This window comes from Enterobacter sp. MGH119 (assembly GCF_001037675.1).
In the GTDB taxonomy this organism is placed as follows: Bacteria; Pseudomonadota; Gammaproteobacteria; order Enterobacterales; family Enterobacteriaceae; genus Enterobacter; species Enterobacter hormaechei_C.
In genome coordinates this window covers 1,610,084-1,626,964 of the sequence record NZ_KQ089929.1, presented here as the reverse complement: position 1 = coordinate 1,626,964, position 16,881 = coordinate 1,610,084, and the positions used below count along the sequence as shown (strand labels likewise).

The following is a 16,881-nucleotide window of genomic DNA, read 5'->3' as shown; positions in this document are numbered from 1 at the left end:
TTAGCTTTGCGCGACTTTTCTCGGGATAAACGCGTTCGCCACGGCTTCGCCCTGTAACTGAAGCTGGCGTGGCTGCGGAATTTCCGGGATAGCGACATCCAGGTGCGGAAACAGCAGTTCACCCACCTTGTACGCCTCCTCCAGATGCGGGTAGCCAGACAGGATAAAGCTGTCGATCCCCAGCGCCGCGTATTCATTAATGCGTGCCGCTACGGTTGGGCCGTCGCCGACCAGCGCCGTGCCGGCGCCGCCGCGCACCAGACCCACCCCGGCCCACAGGTTCGGGCTGATCTCAAGATTTTCACGCTTGCCGTTGTGCAGGGAGGCCATACGGTGCTGGCCCACGGAGTCGGTTTTGGCAAACGCCGCCTGTGCTTTAGCGATAGTATCGTCGTCCAGATGAGCGATCAGACGGTCGGCGGCTTGCCAGGCCTCGTCGTTGGTTTCGCGGACGATCACGTGCAGGCGAATACCAAAGCGCACCGTACGGCCATGTTCTGCGGCTTTAGCGCGTACCTGAGCAATTTTCTCTTTCACCAGCTCCGGTGGCTCGCCCCAGGTCAGATAGAGATCGACCTGCTCAGCCGCCAGCTCCTGCGCCACGTCCGACGATCCGCCAAAATAGAGGGGAGGGCGAGGCTGCTGTAACGGCGGGAAGTAGAGCTGCGCATCGCGAACGTGGATATGTTTCCCTTCGAAGGTGACGGTTTCCCCTTCCAGCAGACGTCGCCAGACGCGGGTGAACTCTGCAGAGGCTTCATAGCGTTCGGTATGATCGAGGAAAACGCCATCCCCCGCCAGCTCCTGCGGATCGCTGCCCGTCACAAGGTTGAACAGCGCACGGCCGTTGGAAAGCCTGTCCAGCGTTGCCGCCTGACGCGCCGCGACGGTGGGCGACACCACGCTCGGGCGCAAGGCTACCAGGAATTTCAGGCGCTGGGTGACGGGGATCATTGACGCGGCAACCAGCCACGCATCCTCACATGAACGGCCCGTCGGGATCAGCACCCCGGTAAAACCGATGCGGTCTGCCGCCTGGGCGATCTGCTGTAGGTAGCCGTGATCGACCGGGCGGGCGCCTTCTTCTGTGCCAAGATAGTGTCCATCACCGTGGGTGGGTAAAAACCAGAAAAGATTCAGACTCATGATTTTTTTCCTTCAATGCCAGCGGGTTGCCAGATGCGTTCGCGAATATTCACCTGCTTTGGAACCAGGCGGTTTTGATAAAAGAGGTCTGCCGTTTGCTGCTGGAGAGCGGCAACGTGGGCGTCAACCGGTGCTATGGTGGTGGGAGGACGGTGGTCAAGATAGGTGGCGATCACCGGTTCAGGCAGGCCCATGGTTTTTGCCAGCAGCGTGATGCTCTGCTGACGCTCGCTTTGGGTCAGCGCATCGGCCTGAGAGAAGGTATCCAGCACCTGCTGAATAAATGCGCCATTTTTCTCAGCGTAAGGACGTGCCGCCAGGTAGAACGAACCGGTCTGCTTCAGGGTGGTGCCGTCTTTCAGCACCCGCACACCGCCCTGCAACAGTGCGGCGGAGTAATACGGATCCCAGATAGCCCAGGCATCAACATTTTTTTGCTGAAACGCCGCGCGCGCATCGGCAGGCGTCAGGTAAACGGGCTGGATATCGGTGAATTTAAGGCCGGCCTCCTGCAACGCGCGCAGCAGCAGGTTGTGCGAGCTGGAACCTTTCTGGAAAGCAACCTTATGGCCTTTGAGGTCGGCGACGCTTTTGATCTCGCTGTTTTCCGGCACCAAAATAACCTCTGCCTTCGGCTTGGCGGGCTCAACGCCAACGTAAACCAGATCCGCCCCGGCAGCCTGCGCAAAGATCGGCGGGATATCGCCTGTGCTGCCTAAATCAATACTCCCGACGTTCAGCGCCTCCAGCATCTGTGGCCCGGCAGGGAACTCAACCCATGAGAATTTGGTCTCCGGGAAACGCTTCTCCAGCAACGCATGGCTTTTCGCCAGCACCATGCTGACGCTGCCTTTCTGATAACCGATACGCAGGCTCTCCGGCGCTTTCTCCGTCGCCTGAGCCAGCGACGCCACTGCCAGCAGACCTGCCAGCCCGATACGGGTAACTGTTTTAAACATGCGACACTCCTTGTGATTGATGAAATGCCGCCGCGTGGCGATCCCGACGGTTCAGGGCGTGCCAGAAGGTTTCAAGCGCGCTGTCGAGGCGGGTTTGCAGATTCGGCGTGAAATGCGGTTTATGCTGGTAGTCGATTACCTGTGAGTCGTCAGCGAAGACGCCATGCAGGATCTCCTGTGCTTTCAGCGCGTTCAGAACCGGCTTGAGGGCATAATCCACCGCCAGTAAATGGGCTACCGTACCGCCTGTGGCCAGCGGCAGGACGACCTTACCGTCCAGCGCACGTTCGGGCAGCAGATCGAGGAGCGTTTTCAGTGCGCCGGAAAAAGAAGCTTTATAAATCGGTGTCGCGACGACCAGCCCGTCAGCACTCTTAAGTTGTTCGATCAGGGTTTTCAGCGCCGGGCTGTCGAAACGGGCGTAGAGCAGATCTTCAGGCGCGAAATTGTGCAAATTCCAGTGACACACTTCGACATCCAGAGCATTAAGCTTTTCGCGAGCGTATTCCAGCAGTGCGCTGGAGCGAGAGGGGAAGCGGGGGCTTCCGGCCAGGGTAATGACGTGCATGGTTGCTCCTTATAACTAATTGTTTGCTTTTATCTAACATTCATAACAATTTTCAGGAGTGTGACATTGCGTGGTTATTCCACTAAATGATTTATCCTCAGGATGAATGCAGAAAAATGCATAAGAAGCGAACCGATAAGTAAACGATTGCGTTTTACGTGGCTTTTTTTGCCACAGGTCAATTCCCTTTCCGGGCGGGATCGCACATAATCCCCTCCCGGTTTGCACACCGGGAATCCAGGAGAGTTCATGTACTACCCCTTCGTTCGTAAAGCCCTTTTCCAGCTCGATCCTGAGCGCGCTCATGAATTTACATTTCAGCAGTTACGCCGTATTACAGGAACGCCTCTGGCCGCGCTGGTGCGTCAAAACGTGCCGGAAAAACCAGTTCAGTGCATGGGCCTGACTTTCAAAAATCCACTGGGCCTGGCGGCCGGTCTGGACAAAAATGGCGAATGCATTGATGCACTCGGTGCGATGGGCTTTGGCTCGATCGAAATCGGGACGGTAACGCCGCGTCCGCAGCCGGGAAATGACAAGCCACGTCTGTTTCGCCTGGTTGAAGCCGAAGGGCTGATCAACCGCATGGGCTTTAATAACCTTGGCGTCGATCATCTGGTTGAGAACGTTAAGAAAGCCCATTTTGATGGCGTGCTGGGTATAAATATTGGCAAAAATAAAGACACGCCGGTCGAGCAGGGTAAAGATGACTATCTGATTTGTATGGAAAAAGTCTATGCCTATGCCGGTTATATTGCGGTGAATATTTCCTCGCCTAACACCCCAGGGCTGCGTTCATTACAATATGGCGAAGCGCTCGACGATCTTCTTAGCGCCATTAAAAATAAACAAACGGCGCTACAGGCGATCCACCATAAATATGTTCCGGTCGCGGTTAAGATCGCCCCGGATCTTTCGGCAGAAGAATTGATCCAGGTTGCCGACAGTTTAGTTCGCCATAATATTGATGGTGTGATTGCGACCAATACGACACTCGATCGCTCTCTCGTTCAGGGAATGAAAAACTGTGACGAAGCGGGTGGATTAAGTGGCCGTCCGGTACAATTAAAAAGCACCGAAATTATTCGCGCACTCTCCGCGGAATTAAAAGGCCAGCTGCCGATTATTGGCGTGGGTGGCATTGACTCCGTCATCGCTGCACGTGAGAAGATGGCGGCAGGCGCATCGCTGGTGCAAATTTATTCCGGCTTTATTTTTAAAGGGCCGCCGCTGATTAAAGAAATCGTCACGCATATCTAATCTTTTCTCTTAATCAGACAACCAGGGCTTTATTTCCAGCCCTGGTTGTTTTATATTCCGTCATTGTTGCTTATTTAGACATTATAGTCTTTTATTACTAGTGTTATAAGCGAAGCGGCAAACAGGACATTTTTAGTACAGGACGTTTAGGGGACGGGAGAGAAACATGCGAATTAAACCTGACGATAACTGGCGCTGGTATTTTTGTGAAGAGCATGACCGTATGATGCTCGACTTAGCCAATGGCATGTTGTTTCGCTCTCGTTTTGCGCGCCGAATGTTAACGCCAGACGCGTTTGCTCCCTCAGGCTTTTGCGTTGACGATGCTGCACTCTATTTCTCTTTCGAAGAAAAATGCCGCGAGTTCGATCTCTCCAAAGAACAGCGCGCTGAACTGGTATTAAATGCACTGGTGGCGATCCGTTTCCTGAAACCGCAAATGCCGAAAAGCTGGCATTTCCTTGCGCACGGCATGAGCTGGACCCCGGCTATCGGCGATGCGGCGAGCGTCAATCTGAGCGATACCGAAGAGGAGGTGAATTTGCTGGTGGTTGAACCCGGTGAAAACGCTGCGCTCTGTTTGCTGGCCCAACCCGGCGTGACCATTGCCGGGCGAGTTATGCAGTTAGGTGATGCCATCAAAGTGATGAACGACAGGCTGAAGCCACAGCTGCGCGTTGATTCCTTCAGCCTCGAACAGGCGGTTTAAGCTTCCAGCTGTACGGATGTTTTCGGGACACAGCTACAGCACAGGATCGTGCCGTCACCGCCAATCGCAGATTTCTTCAGGGCACTCACTTCACCATCGACCAGTTTAATGCGACAGCATCCGCAAATCCCCGCGCGACAGGAATACGGTACGCGGATACCCGCCTGTTCCAGTTGTTCCAGTAGCACCTGCTGATTGTTACCACGGATAACTTTGCCTTCCCAGTGAATATCCACCGCGGAAGCGACGTTGGTTACCACGTCAACCATCTCTTCTTCCTGACCTGCGCCGTACACCCTGGCAGGCCCGCGGGTAAGGATCTCGATCTCGTCGCCCACGCGGATCACACCGCTGGAGCGGGGGATCAGGTTCTGGCCGAAGTCGACATCACCTTTATCCTGCGCGGTGCGAAATGACTGCAAGGTTTTTAGCGGTTCACCGGAAGGATGCTTCTGGCCTTTCTCCGGGCTAATGGTGGTGAGAATACAGCGGCTGCACGGTTTCACCACGTCAAAAATAACGCTGCCGATGCGGATGACTTTCCAGGTATCTTCATCCCAGGCCTCCGCTCCGGTCACCACCAGATTCGGGCGAAACTGCTCCATCTGCACGCTGGCTTTGCAACGTTTTTGTAAATCTCGCAGCGAGGCCTCGCTGGTCAGCAGAAAGGGAAAACCATCCGCGAAGGAGAGGGGAACCGCATCGTGGCGCTTCACGCGACGGGTCAGCGCAGGCCCAACCCAGCGCAGCTGAACGTCACGGGAGAAAAAGCCGCTGAGCCACTGGTTAATGTTATCCGGCGCGATACGCGCGGTAAAATGATTGCCCCACACTTCCGTTGGCGCATCAAGCGGCGCAAAATCAGCAAAGCGGATCACGACGCTTGAACCGTCTGGCGCGGTCAAATGCAGCCCGTCATGAAGCGGGGAAGGCGTAAAGCGAACCATCTGCGGGAACTGACGTGCGGTGATAAACGTACCGTCAGGCTCGGTGACCATAAAAATACGATCGAAGGCGAATCCGCTCATATCGGCCAGCGCGTGAGTCACGCCGATACCGCGCATCGATTTCACCGGATGAATAAAAAGCCTGGATAACGTCGCCACTACACACTCCCGCTAAAGAAAATAAGCCTTCAACTTTATGACATACACGCCATATTAGCTATAATGCGCGACAATTTTCTATGAGTAAAAGTGACGATATGAATTCTCTGTTTGCCAGTACGGCCCGTGGGCTGGAAGAGCTGTTAAAAACTGAACTGGAAGCCCTGGGCGCGAAAGAGTGCCGGGTGGTTCAGGGTGGTGTCCATTTTGAGGGCGACACGCGGCTTATTTACCAGAGCCTGATGTGGAGCCGTCTGGCGTCGCGCATCATGCTGCCGATGAAAGAGTGCAAGGTCTACAGCGATCTTGATCTCTACACCGGCGTACAGATGATCGACTGGACAGAGATCTTCACCCCGGACGCCACCTTTGCGGTGCATTTCAACGGCGTCAACGATGAGATCCGCAACAGCCAGTACGGTGCCCTGCGCGTTAAGGATGCCATTGTGGACTGCTTCACGCGTCGTAATAAAGAACGACCGAACGTTGACCGTGAAAACCCGGATCTGCGTATCAATGTCTGGCTGAACGGCGATACGGCCAGTATTTCCCTTGATCTGAGCGGCGCAGGCCTGCATCTGCGCGGTTATCGCGATCGCACCGGGATGGCGCCGATCAAAGAAACGCTGGCTGCCGCTATCGTGATGCGCTCCGGATGGCAGCCAGGTACGCCGCTGCTCGATCCGATGTGCGGTTCCGGTACGCTGCTGATTGAAGCCGCGATGCTGGCCACCGACCGTGCGCCAGGGCTGCACCGCGGCCACTGGGGCTTCAAAGGCTGGGCGCAGCACGATGAGGCCATCTGGAAAGAGGTCAAAGACGATGCGCAGACCCGCGCCCGTAAAGGGCTGGCGGAATACACCTCTCACTTTTACGGTTCGGACAGCGATGCACGGATGATTGAACGTGCGCGCAGCAACGCCCGTCGTGCCGGTATCGGCGAGCTGGTCACCTTCGAGGTGAAAGACGTGGCGAACCTGACCAACCCGTTGCCAAAAGGCCCGTACGGTACGGTGATCAGCAACCCGCCGTATGGTGAGCGTCTGGACAGCGAGCCGGCGCTGATTGCACTGCACAGCCTGCTGGGCCGCAACATGAAAGCGCATTTCGGCGGCTGGAACCTCTCCCTGTTTAGCGCCTCGCCGGAGCTGCTGAGCTGCCTGCAATTGCGTGCCGATCGCCAGTTCAAGGCGAAAAACGGCCCGCTGGACTGCGTGCAGAAAAACTACCATCTGGCAGAGATAGCGGCGGATAGCAAACCGTCAGGCGTGGCGGAAGATTACGCCAACCGCCTGCGCAAAAACCTGAAGAAATTTGAGAAGTGGGCAAAGCAGGAAGGCATCGAATGTTATCGCCTGTACGACGCTGACCTGCCGGAATACAACGTGGCGGTTGACCGCTATGCGGACTGGGTAGTGGTTCAGGAATACGCCCCGCCGAAAACTATCGATGCGCAAAAAGCGCGTCAGCGTATGCTGGATGTGATTGCGGCCACCATCGCCGTACTCGGCATTTCGCCAAACAAGCTGGTGCTGAAAACCCGTGAGCGTCAGAAAGGCAAAAACCAGTATCAGAAGATGGGCGAGAAGGGTGACTTCATCGAAGTGGGCGAATATAACGCGCGCCTGTGGGTTAACCTGACCGACTACCTTGATACCGGTCTGTTCCTCGACCACCGTATCGCCCGCCGCATGCTGGGCCAGATGAGCAAGGGCAAAGACTTCCTGAACCTGTTCTCCTATACCGGCAGCGCCAGCGTTCATGCGGGGCTTGGCGGCGCGCGTAGCACCACCACGGTCGATATGTCCCGTACTTATCTGGAGTGGGCAGAGCGCAACCTGCGTCTTAACGGCTTAACCGGTCGTCAGCATCGCCTGTTACAGGCCGACGTGCTGGGCTGGCTGCGCGATACCGACGAGCAGTTTGACCTGATCTTTATCGATCCGCCGACCTTCTCTAACTCCAAGCGTATGGAGGATAGCTTTGACGTTCAACGCGATCACCTGCGCCTGATGACCGACCTGAAGCGCCTGCTGCGTAAAGGCGGCACCATTATGTTCTCGAACAACAAGCGCGGATTCCGCATGGATCACGACGGCCTGGCCGAACTGGGACTGAAAGCACAAGAAATCAGCCAAAAAACGCTGTCTCAGGACTTTGCCCGTAACCGTCAAATCCACAACTGCTGGCTGATTTCCGCAGTCTGAAAGGAAAAATAAATGTCTTTAATTAGTATGCACGGCGCGTGGCTCTCTTTCAGCGACTCACCGCTTCTCGATAATGCAGAGCTGCATATCGAAGATAACGAGCGCGTCTGTCTGGTGGGCCGTAACGGCGCAGGTAAATCGACGCTGATGAAAATCCTCAACCGTGAGCAGGGGCTGGATGACGGCCGTATTGTTTACGAGCAGGATCTGATCGTCTCTCGTCTGCAACAGGATCCGCCGCGTAACGTCACCGGCAGCGTTTACGATTTTGTGGCCGAAGGGATTTCAGAGCAGGCGGAATACCTCAAGCGTTACCACGAGATTTCGCATCTGGTGATGACGGACCCGAGCGACAAGAATCTCAACGAGCTGGCAAAAGTGCAGGAGATGCTCGATCACCACGGTCTGTGGCAGCTGGAAAACCGCATTAATGAAGTGCTGGCCCAGCTTGGCCTGGAAGCGGATATGGAGCTGTCGGCGCTCTCCGGCGGCTGGCTGCGTAAAGCGGCGCTGGGCCGTGCCCTGGTGAGCGGGCCTAAGGTGCTGCTGCTGGACGAACCGACGAACCACCTGGATATCGAAGCGATTGACTGGCTGGAAGGGTTCCTGAAAACCTTTAACGGCACCATTATCTTCATCTCCCACGACCGTTCGTTCATCCGCAATATGGCCACGCGCATTGTCGATCTTGATCGCGGCAAGCTGGTGACCTATCCGGGCGATTACGATACCTATCTGCTGGAGAAAGAAGAGAACCTGCGCGTGGAAGAGCTGCAAAACGCCGAGTTCGACCGCAAGCTGGCCCAGGAAGAGGTCTGGATCCGTCAGGGCATTAAAGCGCGTCGTACCCGTAACGAAGGCCGCGTTCGCGCCCTGAAGGCGATGCGCCGCGAACGTAGCGAACGCCGTGAAGTCATGGGGAGCGCCAAAATGCAGGTGGAAGAGGCGTCACGCTCGGGCAAGATTGTCTTCGAAATGGAGAACGTGAATTATTCGGTTGACGGCAAAGTGCTGGTGAACGATTTCTCCGCTCAGGTTCAGCGCGGCGACAAAATTGCGCTGATCGGCCCGAACGGGTGCGGTAAAACCACGCTGCTGAAACTGATGCTCGGCCAGCTCCAGGCCGACAGCGGTCGTATCCACTGCGGTACCAAACTGGAAGTGGCGTACTTCGACCAGCACCGCGCAGAGCTGGATCCAGACCGTACGGTGATGGATAACCTCGCTGAGGGCAAACAGGAGGTCATGGTTAACGGCAAGCCGCGTCACGTGCTGGGCTACCTTCAGGACTTCCTGTTCCACCCGAAACGCGCCATGACGCCGGTGCGCGCGCTGTCCGGCGGTGAGCGTAACCGTCTTTTGCTGGCGCGTTTGTTCCTGAAACCCAGTAACTTATTGATTCTCGATGAACCGACTAACGATCTGGATGTCGAAACGCTGGAACTGCTGGAAGAGTTGATTGATGGTTATCAGGGAACCGTGATGCTGGTCAGCCACGATCGTCAGTTTGTCGATAACACCGTGACCGAGTGCTGGATCTTCGAAGGCGAAGGACGCATCGGGCAATATGTAGGCGGCTATCATGACGCGCGTGGACAGCAATCACAGTCGCTGGCGCAAAAACAGGCGAAGACCAAAAATGTCGCTGAACCTGTTGTTGCAAAAGCAGAAACTGTCAAAAAGTCTCCTGCTAAAATGAGTTATAACTTGCAGCGCGAGCTGGAGGGGCTGCCGCAGCGTCTGGAAGAGCTGGAAGCTGCACTGGAAGCACTGCAAATCCAGGTCGCTGATGCGTCATTCTTTACGCAGCCTCACGACTATACTCAGAAAGTATTGGCTGAACTCTCCCAGGCTGAACAGGCGCTGGAAGAGGCATTTGAGCGCTGGGAGTACCTTGAGTCTCTGAAAAACGGCGCATAAACAGGGATAATCTATGTGTGACCAGCACCATGCCGATCGGCATATATTATGCTCGCAATGCGATATGCTCGTGGCGTTGCCAGAGCTTGGTCACGGACATAAAGCTGCCTGCCCGCGCTGCGGCGCTACGCTGACGACCGAGTGGGACGCGCCAAGGCAGCGTCCCACGGCTTACGCGCTGGCAGCCCTGTTCATGTTACTGCTCTCCAATCTCTTCCCTTTTATCTCTATGAAAGTGGGTGGGATGGTAAGCCAGGTAGATTTACTGGAAATTCCTGGCGTGATGTTCTCGGAAGATTACGCCAGCCTTGGCACCTTCTTTCTTCTGTTCGTGCAGATCGTCCCGGCTTTTTGCCTGGTCGTCATTCTGCTGCTGGTCAACCGCGTCAGGATGCCCACTGTCCTTAAAATCAAACTCGCGCGGATCCTTTTCCAGCTGAAAAGCTGGGGGATGGCGGAAATTTTTCTCGCGGGTATCCTGGTCAGCTTCGTGAAGCTGATGGCCTACGGCGATGTGGGGATTGGCAGCAGCTTTATTCCGTGGTGTCTGTATTGCGTGCTGCAACTGCGCGCGTTCCAGTGCGTGGACCGACGCTGGGCCTGGGACGATATTGCCCCGGCGCCGACGCTCTCGCAGACGGTAAAGGTGGGCGTACCGGGTATCCGTCAGGGGCTTCGCTCCTGCTCGTGCTGCACCGCCGTGCTGCCCGCGGATGTCGAGGTGTGTCCGCGTTGTGAAACAAAAGGTCACGTCCGGCGCAAAAATAGCCTGCAATGGACCATGGCGCTGCTGGTGACCTCTGTCATGCTCTATCTGCCCGCCAATATCTTGCCGATCATGATCACCGATTTGCTCGGCGACAGAATGCCCTCGACCATACTGGCTGGGGTGATTTTGCTGTGGAGCGAGGGATCTTACCCTGTAGCAGGCGTCATATTCCTCGCCAGTATTATGGTTCCGACCTTAAAGATGATTGCCATTGCCTGGCTTTGCTGGGATGCAAAAGGGCACGGTAAGCGAGACAGCGAGCGCATGCATCTGATTTATGAGGTCGTGGAATTTGTTGGCCGCTGGTCGATGATTGACGTGTTCGTGATTGCGGTTCTCTCAGCGCTGGTGCGTATGGGTGGGCTGATGAGTATTTATCCCGCTATGGGAGCGCTGATGTTTGCGTTGGTCGTCATTATGACCATGTTTGCGGCCATGACCTTCGACCCTCGTTTATCGTGGGATCGTGAGCCCGATTCAAGCCATGAGGAAGAGTAAGAGCATGGAAAATAAGAGTGGAGAGGCTAAAGTGCAGAAGGTCAGAAACTGGTCGCCGGTGTGGATTTTCCCCATCGTGACCGCGCTGATCGGTGCATGGATCCTGTTTTATCATTACAGCCATCAGGGACCGGAAGTCACGCTAATTACCACCAATGCAGAGGGGATTGAGGGCGGAAAAACCACCATCAAGAGCCGCAGCGTGGATGTGGGTGTCGTGGAAAGCGCGACCCTGACGGATGATTTAACCCATGTTGAAATCAAGGCCCGCCTGAATGCTGGCATGGAAAAACTGCTCCATGAAGATTCTGTTTTTTGGGTAGTGAAACCGCAGGTTGGGAGAGAAGGGATCAGCGGCTTAGGGACGCTATTGTCCGGGGCTTATATTGAACTCCAGCCCGGCAACAAAGGCGCCCAGCCAGCAAACTATCAGCTGCTGGATTCACCGCCGCTTGCGCCACCGGATGCAAAAGGGATCCGCGTTATTCTGGACAGTAAAAAAGCGGGCCAGCTCTCGCCGGGCGATCCGGTGCTGTTCCGTGGGTATCGCGTCGGTTCGGTTGAAACAAGCACCTTCGATCCGCAAAAACGGACCATCAGCTATCAGCTATTTATCAACGCGCCTAATGACCGCCTGGTGACCAGCAACGTTCGCTTCTGGAAAGACAGCGGGATCGCGGTAGATCTCACCTCTGCGGGGATGCGCGTTGAGATGGGTTCACTCACCACGCTGTTTGGTGGGGGCGTCAGTTTTGACGTGCCGGAAGGTATAGATCTGGGACAACCGGTGGCGGAGAAAACCGCCTTCAGACTGTTTGACGATCAAAAAAGCATTCAGGATGCGCTCTATACCGATCACATCGACTACCTGATGTTCTTTAAGGACTCTGTACGCGGCTTGCAGCCAGGGGCGCCAGTTGAGTTCCGCGGTATTCGTCTGGGGACAGTGGGACAAGTGCCTTACTTTGTTCCGGGACTGAAGCAGATGCTTGATGATGATTATCGTATTCCGGTGCTGATCCGCATTGAGCCTGAGCGTTTGATTAACCAGATAGGCGAGGACCAGGATATTGGGGAGCATATCAGCGACCTGCTGAATCGCGGGCTGCGCGGCTCGCTGAAAACCGGCAACCTGGTCACAGGGGCGTTGTATGTCGATATGGACTTCTATCCAAAAGCGCCACCAATGACGGGTATCCGTGAATTTGGTGGCTACAAAATCATTCCTACGGTCAGCAGTGGCCTGGCGCAGATCCAACAGCGTCTGATGGAAACGCTGGATAAGATCAACAATCTGCCGCTGAATCCAATGCTTGAGGCTGCGACGGGATCACTGCATCAGAGCCAGGCAACGATGCAACGTCTGCAAACCACCCTGGATAATATCAACAAGATCACGGCCAACCAGTCCATGCAGCAGCTGCCGCAGGATATGCAGAAAACGTTGCGCGAACTGAATCGTAGTATGCAGGGCTTCCAGCCGGGCTCAGCGGCCTACAACAAGATGGTGGCGGATATGCAACGTCTTGATCAGGTTTTACGCGAGCTACAGCCCGTTCTGAAAACGCTCAATGAAAAGAGCAACGCGCTGGTGTTTGAAGCGAAAGACAAAAAGGATCCTGAGCCTAAGAGGGCGAAACAATGAAAAAATGGCTAATCATCGCAGGCGCACTGGTATTAACGGCCTGTAGCTCTGGAAGCGATAACAAAAGCTACTACCAGCTGCCGTTAAGCGCCCAGTCCGGTGCGCAGAGCAGCACCTCGCAGGGCAGCCGTCTGCTGTGGGTTGAACAGGTTGCCGTGCCAGATTACCTGGCGGGCAACGGGGTGGTCTACCAGACCAGCGATGTGCAGTACGTAATCGCCAACAATAACCTGTGGGCCAGCCCGCTGGATCAGCAGCTACGCAATACGCTGGTGGCGAATCTGAGCAGCCAGCTCCCCGGTTGGGTCGTTGCCTCGCAGCCTCTGGGAAGCGATCAGGACACTCTGAATGTTAACGTGACGGGATTCCATGGCCGCTATGATGGTGCTGTTGTTATCAGCGGGGAGTGGCTCTTGAATCATCAGGGCCAGCTTATTAAGCGTCCTTTCCATCTGGAACTGAAGCAGCAGAAAGATGGTTATGACGAAATGGTGAAAGTGCTTGCGCAGGGGTGGTCACAGGAGTCGGCTGCTATCGCAAGAGAGATTTCCCGCCTGCCATAAGTAAAATTCATCGACGAAAGCCGCACTCAGCTTCTTGCTGATTGCGGCTTTTTTTTCGTTTTGCGTTCAGGTTGTTACTTGTCCCGCGTCACATTTTTTGTACAAACGATCTTCCATGTAGCTCACAAATATGACACCCGTATGAATTTTGAACGTTGACGCTGACGTCGATTCGGGGTATTCGTTAACTGTGCTTGCACATATTGCAACCACTGTTTTCTTTCCACCAGACAAAAGAATGAGGGAAACGAGGCATGAAGAGACAGAAACGAGATCGCCTGGAAAGGGCTCATCAACGTGGTTATCAGGCTGGCATCGCCGGACGTTCAAAAGAAATGTGTCCCTATCAGGCCCTGAATCAAAGGTCCCAATGGCTAGGGGGCTGGCGAGAAGCCATCGGAGACAGGGCAGTACTTGCTTGATACCGTCTCTTTAAAAAGAAACCTCCGCAATGCGGAGGTTTCGCCTTTCTGGATGGGGCTAAAAGCCGTTATCAGAAAGCGGAGGTATCCTGGAACAGACCCACTTTCAGGTCGTTCGCGGTATAGATCAGGCGACCATCTACCAGCACTTCACCGTCCGCCAGGCCCATAATCAGGCGGCGGTTAACGATGCGTTTGAAATGGATACGGTAGGTGACTTTCTTCGCGGTAGGCAGAACCTGACCGGTGAATTTCACTTCGCCTACGCCCAACGCACGGCCTTTGCCTTCACCGCCAAGCCAGCCCAGATAGAAGCCAACCAGCTGCCACATGGCATCGAGGCCCAGGCAGCCAGGCATTACCGGATCGCCAATAAAGTGGCAACCGAAGAACCACAGGTCCGGGTTGATATCGAGTTCTGCTTCTACGTAACCCTTATCAAAGTTGCCGCCGGTTTCGGTCATTTTCACGACACGGTCCATCATCAGCATATTTGGGGCTGGTAACTGCGGGCCTTTCGCGCCAAACAGTTCACCGCGACCAGAGGCAAGAAGGTCTTCTTTAGTATAGGATTCGCGTTTATCTACCATGTTCTCAGTAAGCCTTATTTTAGTGAAGGACGCAGGATAGCTAACACGTGTACGCTGAACAAGTCCGATCAGTTCGCACTAAACCAACTTAACCAGCGTAACGGCCACGGATAACGATGACGAGCATCCTGCTGTGTCGCCTGAGCTATACGTTCCTGAATGGTCTGCATCAGGGTTGTCTGGCCTTCGCCGTCCCAGACCAGGTTTGTCAGTAAGGGTAGTGCATCCTCAACCCCTTCGATGGCCCAGACGGTGAATTGTTCCTGCTCTACCGCATCCAGAATCGCCTGGCTCAGGCTCAAATGGCGAGCGTTAGGTGCCGGAATAATCACGCCCTGTTTGCCGTTTAAACCGCGCTGCTGGCAGATTGCGAAGAAGCCTTCGATTTTCTCATTCAGTCCGCCCACCGGTTGGGCACGGCCAAACTGATCCACGGACCCGGTAATCGCAATATTCTGGTTAATCGGCACGTCTGCAAGCGCGCTGATCACGGCACACAGCTCCGCCATTGAGGCGCTGTCGCCGTCGACTTCACTGTAGGACTGCTCAAAGGTCAACGAGGCAGAGAAGGGGATCTGCTGCTCGAGCTGAAGTTCAGACATCAGGAACGCCTGCATGATCATCATGCCTTTGGCATGAATGTTTCCGCCCAGTTCGGCCTTGCGTTCGATATCGGTAAATTCGCCGTCACCAATGTGTACGACACAGCTGATACGGGAAGGCTCACCAAAGGCGCGCGGGTGTCCGGGGAACTCGATGACGGACAAGGCGTTGATTTGCCCGATACGTTCGCCTTCGGTCTCCACCAGAATCTGTTCCAGCAGAATTTCATCCTGCATACGGTCAGCAAGATAACCTTCACGCCATTCACGCTGGGCCAGCATCTGGCTAAGCTGCTCACCGGTAAACGGACCGTTACCGCTGATAACCCCCACTTCACGCAGCTGTTTACCGATCCAGAGCGGGCAGAGCGGCAGGGTTTCCTGATCGCCAGTGTAGCGTACGGCCTCGCGGATTAAGCCCGGCCACGCATCCTCGGCAGGCGAGGGCAGTGCGAAACGTTCCGCCACGGCCATAACCCACTGACACCACTGCGCCATGTCATCGGCATCGGCGATCTGAATATTATCTTCAAATTCGCTATAGACAGCCTGCTCCGCGAGTTCTGGCTCCATTTCCTGGAAATCAGCCAGAGATTCACGGTCGCCCGTCAGCACGACGGTCAGCGACAGCGGCATAGACGGAATGGATACAGGCAGCGGACGCGAATCGTCGTAGCCTACCCAGTCAAAACGTTGCTGCGTCACCACCGTTTTCAGGCGCATCCACAGCAGAGGCTGAGCAAGCAGGGTGCGAAGGGAGATGAGCAACACGCCGCCATTCGCGCGGTGTACCAGCCCCGGTTGCAGTGACACATCGCCATTGAACTGACGAAGGCAGCCGAACAGCTGTTCTGCTTCCACCCAGTTGGCGGTGATCACCTCGCCTTTTGCAGCGAACTGTCCGTCTGCCTGCGTGGCAGGTTCGTACGTCACGTCACGTCCGGCAATATGATACTGGCCACCAAAAACGGCATTCGTTTTTGGCTGCAACTGGCGCATGGCATCACCGAGAAGCGTCAGATACTCGGCTTCTTCCGGGGCTTTGAGCAGCATGAAAGGAGATGTAGCCCATGGGGATGACATCTGCTCCAGCGCGTAATGCAAACGCGGTTGTGTATCGCTAAGTATGAATTCGTGTTCTTTTGTGAGGTCTGGCTGTGCAAACAGCTCCTGATAGCTCTCGGTATCCGGAACCAGGTCACGCCATGCAAGTTTCGTAATGGTCAAAGTTGATGTTTTTTAGTCAGAAGTAAAACCGTGGAGTATACCGTAAGCGGCGCACTCTGCCCAATCAGGATTCGGGTTTTCGTCATGCGGATCGCCTGCGGCGTTTCACAGGATATGATTTCTTTTCAGCAGATTGCCAAAAAACTGATATTCTGAACAGAGTTACACGGTAACACTGAGATCGCAATGAAATATCAACAACTGGAAAACCTCGAAAGCGGCTGGAAATGGAAGTACCTGGTCAAAAAGCACCGTGAAGGGGAGCTGATCACCTGCTACATCGAAGCCAGCGCGGCGCAAGAAGCTGTGGATATGTTGCTGACCCTCGAAAACGAACCGGTACTGGTCAACGGCTGGATTGAGAAACACATTAATCCGGCCCTGTTAAACCGGATGAAGCAAACTATCCGTGCTCGTCGTAAACGGCATTTCAATGCCGAGCATCAGCACACCCGTAAGAAATCCATCGACCTGGAGTTTATGGTCTGGCAGCGTCTGGCCGGGCTTGCGCAACGGCGCGGGAAAACCCTGTCGGAAACGGTGGTGCAGCTGATTGAAGATGCCGAGCACAAAGAGAAGTATGCCAGCCAGATGTCGACGCTGAAGAACGATCTACAGGCACTGTTAGGTAAAAAATAAGCGTTTTGCTTTTCTTCAGATAATAAAAAACCCCGCATGGCGGGGTTTTTT

General features: G+C 55.0%; 15 protein-coding genes. 9 read left to right on the top strand and 6 right to left on the bottom strand.

What is annotated here, in order from left to right:
* Genes ssuD through ssuE form a run of 3 tightly spaced genes read right to left on the bottom strand, consistent with a single transcriptional unit; the run spans position 1 to position 2,673 of the window.
* Entirely contained in the window at positions 1–1,146 is a 1,146-nt protein-coding gene (gene ssuD, locus SK53_RS07820) for an FMNH2-dependent alkanesulfonate monooxygenase (protein WP_003858183.1), read from the bottom strand.
* Positions 1,143–2,105, bottom strand: a complete 963-nt coding sequence (locus SK53_RS07815) for a sulfonate ABC transporter substrate-binding protein (protein WP_048208988.1) — start codon at positions 2,103–2,105, stop codon at positions 1,143–1,145. The genes ssuD and SK53_RS07815 overlap by 4 nt, the downstream gene beginning before the upstream one ends.
* Positions 2,098–2,673, bottom strand: coding sequence for an NADPH-dependent FMN reductase (gene ssuE / locus SK53_RS07810; RefSeq protein ID WP_048208986.1), 576 nt, complete (start codon positions 2,671–2,673; stop codon positions 2,098–2,100). Before ssuE ends, SK53_RS07815 begins: the two co-directional genes overlap by 8 nt.
* A gap of 249 nt (positions 2,674–2,922) precedes the next feature.
* Between ssuE and pyrD the strand changes: the two genes are divergently transcribed.
* Entirely contained in the window at positions 2,923–3,933 is a 1,011-nt protein-coding gene (gene pyrD / locus SK53_RS07805) for a quinone-dependent dihydroorotate dehydrogenase (protein ID WP_015570907.1), read from the top strand.
* Positions 3,934–4,099: 166 nt separating this feature from the next.
* Positions 4,100–4,642, top strand: coding sequence for a cell division protein ZapC (gene zapC, locus SK53_RS07800; protein WP_022650736.1), 543 nt, complete (start codon positions 4,100–4,102; stop codon positions 4,640–4,642).
* Here the strand turns inward: zapC and SK53_RS07795 are convergent.
* Complete coding sequence (locus SK53_RS07795; protein ID WP_003858174.1) at positions 4,639–5,748, bottom strand: YcbX family protein; 1,110 nt, start codon at positions 5,746–5,748, stop codon at positions 4,639–4,641. The two genes, zapC and SK53_RS07795, sit on opposite strands and share 4 nt — an antisense overlap.
* A gap of 98 nt (positions 5,749–5,846) precedes the next feature.
* Between SK53_RS07795 and rlmKL the strand changes: the two genes are divergently transcribed.
* From rlmKL to rmf, 6 genes are all read left to right on the top strand, one after another.
* The gene (rlmKL, locus tag SK53_RS07790; RefSeq protein WP_048209420.1) at positions 5,847–7,955 is read left to right on the top strand and encodes a bifunctional 23S rRNA (guanine(2069)-N(7))-methyltransferase RlmK/23S rRNA (guanine(2445)-N(2))-methyltransferase RlmL; all 2,109 of its coding nucleotides are present in this window, start codon (positions 5,847–5,849) and stop codon (positions 7,953–7,955) included.
* A 12-nt stretch (positions 7,956–7,967) separates the two neighbouring features.
* Positions 7,968–9,875 carry an ABC transporter ATP-binding protein gene (locus SK53_RS07785; RefSeq protein WP_006809352.1) on the top strand — a complete coding sequence of 636 codons (1,908 nt, stop codon included), beginning with the start codon at positions 7,968–7,970 and terminating at the stop codon, positions 9,873–9,875.
* A gap of 13 nt (positions 9,876–9,888) precedes the next feature.
* Positions 9,889–11,142 carry a membrane integrity-associated transporter subunit PqiA gene (pqiA, locus tag SK53_RS07780; protein ID WP_045336731.1) on the top strand — a complete coding sequence of 418 codons (1,254 nt, stop codon included), beginning with the start codon at positions 9,889–9,891 and terminating at the stop codon, positions 11,140–11,142.
* Positions 11,143–11,146: 4 nt separating this feature from the next.
* The gene (pqiB, locus tag SK53_RS07775; RefSeq protein ID WP_003858166.1) at positions 11,147–12,787 is read left to right on the top strand and encodes an intermembrane transport protein PqiB; all 1,641 of its coding nucleotides are present in this window, start codon (positions 11,147–11,149) and stop codon (positions 12,785–12,787) included.
* The gene (gene pqiC / locus SK53_RS07770) at positions 12,784–13,350 is read left to right on the top strand and encodes a membrane integrity-associated transporter subunit PqiC (protein ID WP_022650740.1); all 567 of its coding nucleotides are present in this window, start codon (positions 12,784–12,786) and stop codon (positions 13,348–13,350) included. The genes pqiB and pqiC overlap by 4 nt, the downstream gene beginning before the upstream one ends.
* Positions 13,351–13,604: 254 nt before the next feature.
* Positions 13,605–13,772 (top strand): ribosome modulation factor, encoded by a 168-nt coding sequence (gene rmf, locus SK53_RS07765; protein WP_003858162.1) that lies wholly within the window; start codon positions 13,605–13,607, stop codon positions 13,770–13,772.
* 71 nt (positions 13,773–13,843) lie between these two features.
* Here the strand turns inward: rmf and fabA are convergent, their stop codons facing one another.
* On the bottom strand, positions 13,844–14,362 hold the full coding sequence (gene fabA, locus SK53_RS07760) for a bifunctional 3-hydroxydecanoyl-ACP dehydratase/trans-2-decenoyl-ACP isomerase (RefSeq protein ID WP_000227926.1): 519 nt from the start codon (positions 14,360–14,362) through the stop codon (positions 13,844–13,846).
* Positions 14,363–14,430: 68 nt separating this feature from the next.
* Positions 14,431–16,191 (bottom strand): AAA family ATPase, encoded by a 1,761-nt coding sequence (locus tag SK53_RS07755; protein ID WP_032608967.1) that lies wholly within the window; start codon positions 16,189–16,191, stop codon positions 14,431–14,433.
* A gap of 186 nt (positions 16,192–16,377) precedes the next feature.
* Here SK53_RS07755 and matP point away from each other — a divergent pair, with 186 nt between their 5' ends.
* Positions 16,378–16,830: a macrodomain Ter protein MatP gene (gene matP, locus SK53_RS07750; protein WP_003858158.1), complete on the top strand. Its 453-nt coding sequence runs from the start codon at positions 16,378–16,380 to the stop codon at positions 16,828–16,830.
* Positions 16,831–16,881 lie beyond the last annotated feature (51 nt).